This is a genomic window from Aeromicrobium sp. PFPM2_SD2, assembly GCF_057364525.1.
On the sequence record NZ_JBNFNZ010000122.1, the window covers coordinates 1 to 6,216 of the forward strand.

The window sequence follows — 6,216 nt, forward strand, 5'->3', positions numbered from 1 at the left end:
TCAACCTGCGCGAGGTCGACGGCGACCCGCTGGCCCACGCCGAGGTCGTCGCCCTGCGCGAGGCGGCCCGGACGCTCGGCTCCTGGCGGCTCGACGGCTGCATCCTCGTCGTGACGCTCGAGCCCTGCACGATGTGCGCCGGCGCCCTCGTGCAGGCCCGCGTCGCCCGGCTGGTGTTCGGCACCTTCGACGACAAGGCAGGCGCGGTCGGGTCGCTGTGGGACGTGGTGCGCGACCGACGCCTGCCGCACCGGCCCGAGGTGGCCTCGGGCGTGCTGGGCGAGGAGTCGGCGGCGCTGCTGCGGACGTTCTTCGCCGCCCACCGGTGAGCGGCGCCGAGGGCCGCCGACCGACCCCCGGCGGGCGGCCGTGCCAAATGTTTTCTACCCTCGTCCGGTGACCACCACCTCCGCGCCGCCCTCGACCGACTCGATCGTGGAGGGCTACGTCGCCTCCCTGTGCGACGCCCTCGGCGTCGACGTGGCCGCCGCCGGCGGGGCCTACGGCGACGACCGCTGCGACGAGGCCCAGCTCGAGCTGTGGCGCCTGCACCACGTCACGACGATCGCCGGCTACCGCGGCCGCGACGTCCACGAGGTGTCCGACCTGGCCGCCGTCTTCGTCGACCCCGAGGTCGTCCGCGCCGACGCGGCGATGATCGACGACCGCCTGGCCGTCCGCGTGCAGGCCACGACGTGGGAGAAGCACCCCGAGCACGCCACCCTCGCCGGCCAGGACGGGCCGTGGCAGGTGGGCTGTGCCGCGGCCGCCCTGCGCGCCGTCGTCGACGCCTTCTAGCTGCCTCGAGAAGACCCCTGCTTGTCCCGGGAACATCTCTGCCCGTATGATGGTTGAAGATTCAACAAGCAAGGTGGACGAGCTGAGGAGCAGGGCATGAGCGGCATGGAGTTCGGGATCTTCACCGTCGGTGACGTCACCGAGGACCCGACGACGGGCGTCACGCCGACCGAGCACGAGCGCATCAAGGCCACGGTCGAGATCGCCAGGAAGGCCGAGGAGGTGGGCCTGGACGTCTTCGCGACGGGCGAGCACCACAACCCGCCGTTCCACCCGTCGAGCCCCACGACGCTGCTGGCCTACATCGGCGCGCAGACGTCGACACTGAAGTTGTCGACGTCCACGACGCTGATCACCACCAACGACCCGGTCAAGATCGCCGAGGACTACTCGTACCTGCAGAACCTCGTCGACGGCCGCATGGACCTCATGCTCGGCCGCGGCAACACCGCCCCGGTGTACCCGTGGTTCGGCTACGACGGACGCAAGGCCGTCGAGCTGACCGTCGAGCACTACCACCTGCTGCGCAAGCTCTGGGACGAGGAGGTCGTCAGCTGGAGCGGCGAGTTCCGCAGCCCGCTGCAGGGCTTCACGCTCGCCCCGCGCCCGCTGGACGGCGTCGCGCCGTTCGTGTGGCACGGCTCGATCCGGACGCCGGAGGTCGCCGAGCTGGCCGCGTTCTACGGCGACGGCTACTTCGCGAACAACATCTTCTGGCCCAAGGAGCACTACATCCGGCTGATCAACTTCTACCGCCAGCGCTACGCCCACTACGGCCACGGCGACCCGCACCAGGCGATCGTCGGCCTCGGCGGGCAGTTCTACCTGGCCCGCAACAGCCAGGACGCGGTGAAGGAGTTCCGCCCCTACTTCGACAACGCGCCGGTCTACGGCCACGGCCCGAGCCTGGAGGACTTCTCCGAGCAGACGCCGCTGACCGTCGGCAGCCCGCAGCAGTTCGTCGAGAAGACGCTCGCGTTCGCGGACTACTTCGGCGACTACCAGCGTCAGCTGTTCCTGGTCGACCACGCCGGCCTGCCGCTCAAGACGGTCCTGAACCAGCTGGACCTGCTCGGCGAGGTGCTGCCCGCGCTGCGCGCCGAGTTCGCCGCCCGTCGTCCGGCGGACGTCCCCGACACCCCTGACCACGCCTCCCGGGTCGCCGCCAAGGCGGCCGCCGAGGCCACCCGCACCGAGGAGGTGCCCGCATGACCAAGGTCGTCGCCCTCACGTCCGGGCTGAGCGAGCCGTCCAGCTCGACGATGCTCGGCGAGCAGGTGCTCGCCGCCGTCCGTGCCCAGCTGCCGGACGCGGAGACCGAGATCCACTCCCTGCGCGACTACGCCCACGACGTCACCGACGCGATGCTGACCGGCTTCCCGAACGGACGCCTCCGCCCGGTCGTCGACGCCGTCACCGGCGCGGACGCGCTCGTGGTCGTCACGCCGATCTTCAAGGCGTCCTACCCCGGCCTGTTCAAGGCCTTCGTGGACGGCCTGGAGCCCGACGCGCTGACCGGCAAGCCCGTGCTGCTGGCCGCCACCGGTGGCACCGCGCGGCACTCGCTGGCCATCGACTTCACGCTGCGCCCGCTGTTCGCCTACCTGCAGGCGATGCCGATCCCGACCGGCATCTTCGCCAGCCCGCACGACTGGGGCAGCGAGGGCAAGGGTGCGCTGACCGCGCGCATCGACCGCGCCGTCGGCGAGCTGACCAGCCTGCTCAGCGGCGCCGGCACCGGCCGGGGTCCGAGCGACGACTTCGACCTGTTCAGCGACACGTTCCTGGCGGCGAGCCGTCCGCCGGAGTGATCGACGCACGACGAAGGGCCGGGACCTCGGGGTCCCGGCCCTTCGTGCGTGCGGGTCAGCGCGTGACGGCGAGAACCCGGACGCACGACAGCGGCCCCCTCGAGGTTTTGGATGGGGGCGAGGGGGCCGCTGCCTCGATGGTGCCCGCGAGCAGGCGTCCGAAACATCCCTGGATCGTGGGGGTCAGGCGGAATCGCGCAGCCCCAGGGCGACCCGTAGGCGGTGAGCAGGTCCTTGGTGCCGGCGACTCAGGTGCCGGCGCAGGTCTTGCCCGACCTCCGGTCGCCCAGCGTCGCCGACCGCACAGCGCCTACCCGATGGTGCTCGGCGTCCTGCTCGATTCCGCCGCCGGGCAGCTCGACCGCTCGAGGTGAGCCCGGCGCCCGTCCGCCCTACCGTGGCGGGATGCGCGTCGGTCTTGCTGGAGTCCTGGACGACCTCGACCGTGAGGGCGTCCGCGTCGACGTCCCCGCGAGGGCGGCGGTCGAGGGGTTCACCTGGGACGCCCGCGACCGGGCGACCCGGCGCTGGTGGCCGCAGGGCCTCACGACGTCCGCCCACGGGCGCTGGTCGGGACGACCGGTGATGATCGCCAGCTGGTACGCCAAGGGCCTGCTCGGCCTGCTCGGGCTCGGGTCCCGGATCACGGTGGTCGACCCGGCGGGCGAGCGTCCCCGCTACCGGCACGTGCGCCTCGTGCACCGCCCCGGTCCGCGGTGGCTGGGCGCGCTGCGGCCGATGCTCACCGTGCGCGTCCACGCCGGCGGCCTGGCCTGGGAGGGCTCCCGGCTGTACGTGGCGGCGGGTCCGTTCGGCTTCCGGGTCTTCGACCTGGACGACGTCGAGCGCGTGCCGCGGTGGCGCGGACGCGGCTACCGGTACGTCCTGCCGCTGCACTCGGCCCACCGCACGCGTCCGCGGCGCGACCGCTCGGAGATGACCTGGTCGTTCCTGACCTTCGACCGCAGCGGTGACGAGCCGCGACTGGTCGCCGGCGAGTACGGCACGAAGGCGGCGCAGCGCCACCGCATGGTGCGCCACGCCCTCGACGAGCTCGGCCTGCCCGCGTCCGCGGACCCGGAGTGGTTCGACGACCAGCCGCACCGCATGCAGGGCACCTGCCAGGCCGGTGACCGCTGGTACGTCACGGCCAGCGCGGGGGAGGGGAAGGCCGGCGCGCTGTGGGTCGGCGAGCCCGGCCGGTGGCGCAAGCACGCGGGCGTGCTGGCCACGGGCGCGGAGGACATCACCTACTGGCCGGAGCGCCGCCAGCTGTGGACGCTGACCGAGTGGCCGCACCGGCGCTACGTCTACGCGATCGACCCCGACGCCTGGCCCGGCCCCGATTTCCAGGACGCGTCGTCCCTCTAGTAAGGTCTTCCGCGGTGGCGTGTCCGAGCGGCCTAAGGAGCACGCCTCGAAAGCGTGTGTGGGTTAACAGCCCACCGTGGGTTCAAATCCCACCGCCACCGCCAGCAGAGCCCCGGTCCCGTCAGGGACCGGGGCTCTCGTGCGTCCTGGGCAGCCGCGCCGTGACCGCGTCCGGTCGAGTCGACCGGCGGCCTGACCGATGGGATGCTTGCGCGGACGCCGGGAGCCGGCGCGTGTGAGTCCGAAGGAGGCGTCGTGCCGCTGAAGCCCTGGCGCAAGGGTCCGGCGTTCGAGACCGTCGACTGGCCCAGCACGCCGCTGGGCCGCCCCGACGACTGGACCCCCACGCTGCGCCAGGCCGTGGATGTCGTCGTGAACACCCGGTTCCCGGCGACGCTGCTGTGGGGCCCGGAGTTCGTGCTGGTCTACAACGAGGCCTACGTGCCGATCCTGGGCGACAAGCACCCCTGGGCGCTCGGGCGTCCGTGCGCCGAGGTGTTTCCCGAGGCGTGGCACCTGATCGGCGACATGATGCAGGCGGTGCTCGACGGCGCGCCGTCGTCGCTGCTCGACGACGCGCTCGTGCCGCTCGTGCGCGGCGGCGCGCTGCACGACGGCTACTTCACCTACTCCTACTCGCCCGTGCACAACGAGGTCGGCGAGGTCGAGGGCGTCCTGGACATCGTCACGGAGACGACCGACAAGGTCCTGGCCCTGCGCCGCATGGCGGTGCTGACCGAGCTGCGCACCCGCCTGGCCGACGTGGAGACCGTCGACGAGCTCGAGCCGGTCGTGCTGGACGTGCTGTCCGGCGCGACCGAGGACGTCCACGTCGTGGAGTACCGCGAGGCGGCGACGCGTCCCGGCCCCGCCGGTCGTGCCCTGCCGGCTCGGCCGCCACGCTCGCTGCGCGGCGCCGACCTGCTGCTCGACGACACCGCTCAGGGCCACGTCGCCTGGATCCCGGTGCGATCTCCCGGTGTCGACCTGGCCGACCCGCCGGCGCTCGTCATCGGTCTCAACCCCGGTCTGTCGCCCGACCACCGCTACCTGGACTTCCTGCGCCTGGTGGCCACCGCCGTCGGCCAGGTGCGCGCCCGGCTGGAGGCGCGCGAGGTCGAGCGACGCATCGCGCTCAGCGAGCGCCGCCTGTCCGAGGCGCTGCAGAGCAGCCTGCTCACCACGCCCCGCCACCCGGACGACGTGCAGGTCGCGGTCCGCTACCGGCCCAGCGCGGACCAGGCCGAGGTCGGCGGCGACTGGTACGACGCGTTCGTGGACCCGCACGGCGAGCTCACCGTCACCGTCGGCGACGTCTCGGGCCACGACCGCGTCGCCGCCGCCGGGATGGCCCACACCCGCACGATGCTGCGCGCGCTCGCCCACGGCGTGGACGCCGGCCCCGCCACCGTCATGGGCCTGCTCGACGGCGCGCTCGAGGGGCTGGACCTCGGCGTCCAGGCGACCGCCGTCCTCATGCGTCTGCACCGGTCCGAGACCGTCGCCGGCCGCTGGCTGGTCCGCTGGACGAACGCCGGCAGCCTGCCGCCGATCGTGCTCCGGGGCGACGGCACCGTGGAGGTGCTCGAGTCGTACGACCTCATGCTCGGCGTCGACCCCGCGGTGCCACGGTCCGACCACGAGCTCGAGCTGGCGGACGGCGACCTGCTGGTGCTCTACACCGACGGACTCGTCGAGCGGCGGGGCACGTCCCTGACCGAGTGCATCGAGCGGCTGGTCAAGGTCGTCCAGGGGTGCTCCGGGCTCGACGTCGAGCGCGCCGCGGACCGCATCCTGCTGGACGTCGCGGACGAGGGCGTCGCCGACGACGTCGCCCTCCTCGTGCTCCGTCCGGGCTCGCTCCAGGGCTGACGACGCCCCGGCTCAGCCGGGGGAGTGTGATCTGAACCGCACGATTCACTTCGTCATGCAACGTTCAACTTCCCCTGTTACGGTTTCGCTCTCGGTCGCGCCGGCTCAGGCTCCCCCGCTTCGACACTGCGCCGACCACCCGACCAGCCGGCGACAACGAGGTCGCCATGAAGGAGCACGGATGCCCGCACTGCTCGGTCGGCGACGTCACGCCGCCGTCACCCCACCGGTCCCCCGCGTGGACCCCGCGACCCTGGCCGACGCGGTCGACGAGGTCGCCGCCGCCGTCGACCGCGCCGGCCTCCAGCGCGCGGTCCGCAGCCTGTCGAACCGGCTGGACGGGCTCGACGTGCGCCTGCACTGG

General features: G+C 72.8%; 7 protein-coding genes and 1 tRNA gene. All 8 read left to right on the forward strand.

Annotated features, from left to right (window positions below):
• A partial coding sequence (locus AC2W7G_RS07715) for a nucleoside deaminase (protein WP_485867915.1) occupies positions 1-329 on the forward strand: 329 nt, incomplete at its 5' end.
• A 67-nt stretch (positions 330-396) separates the two neighbouring features.
• Positions 397-798 carry a hypothetical protein gene (locus AC2W7G_RS07720; protein ID WP_485867916.1) on the forward strand — a complete coding sequence of 134 codons (402 nt, stop codon included), beginning with the start codon at positions 397-399 and terminating at the stop codon, positions 796-798.
• Positions 799-903: 105 nt separating this feature from the next.
• Complete coding sequence (locus tag AC2W7G_RS07725; protein ID WP_485867921.1) at positions 904-2,010, forward strand: CE1758 family FMN-dependent luciferase-like monooxygenase; 1,107 nt, start codon at positions 904-906, stop codon at positions 2,008-2,010.
• Positions 2,007-2,609 (forward strand): CE1759 family FMN reductase, encoded by a 603-nt coding sequence (locus AC2W7G_RS07730; RefSeq protein WP_485867917.1) that lies wholly within the window; start codon positions 2,007-2,009, stop codon positions 2,607-2,609. Before AC2W7G_RS07725 ends, AC2W7G_RS07730 begins: the two co-directional genes overlap by 4 nt.
• 405 nt (positions 2,610-3,014) lie before the next feature.
• Positions 3,015-3,980, forward strand: a complete 966-nt coding sequence (locus AC2W7G_RS07735; protein ID WP_485867918.1) for a hypothetical protein — start codon at positions 3,015-3,017, stop codon at positions 3,978-3,980.
• A gap of 13 nt (positions 3,981-3,993) precedes the next feature.
• Positions 3,994-4,084: transfer RNA gene (locus AC2W7G_RS07740), tRNA-Ser, on the forward strand.
• Positions 4,085-4,235: 151 nt separating this feature from the next.
• Complete coding sequence (locus AC2W7G_RS07745) at positions 4,236-5,852, forward strand: SpoIIE family protein phosphatase (protein ID WP_485867919.1); 1,617 nt, start codon at positions 4,236-4,238, stop codon at positions 5,850-5,852.
• A gap of 181 nt (positions 5,853-6,033) precedes the next feature.
• A partial coding sequence (locus tag AC2W7G_RS07750; RefSeq protein WP_485867920.1) for a hypothetical protein occupies positions 6,034-6,216 on the forward strand: 183 nt, incomplete at its 3' end.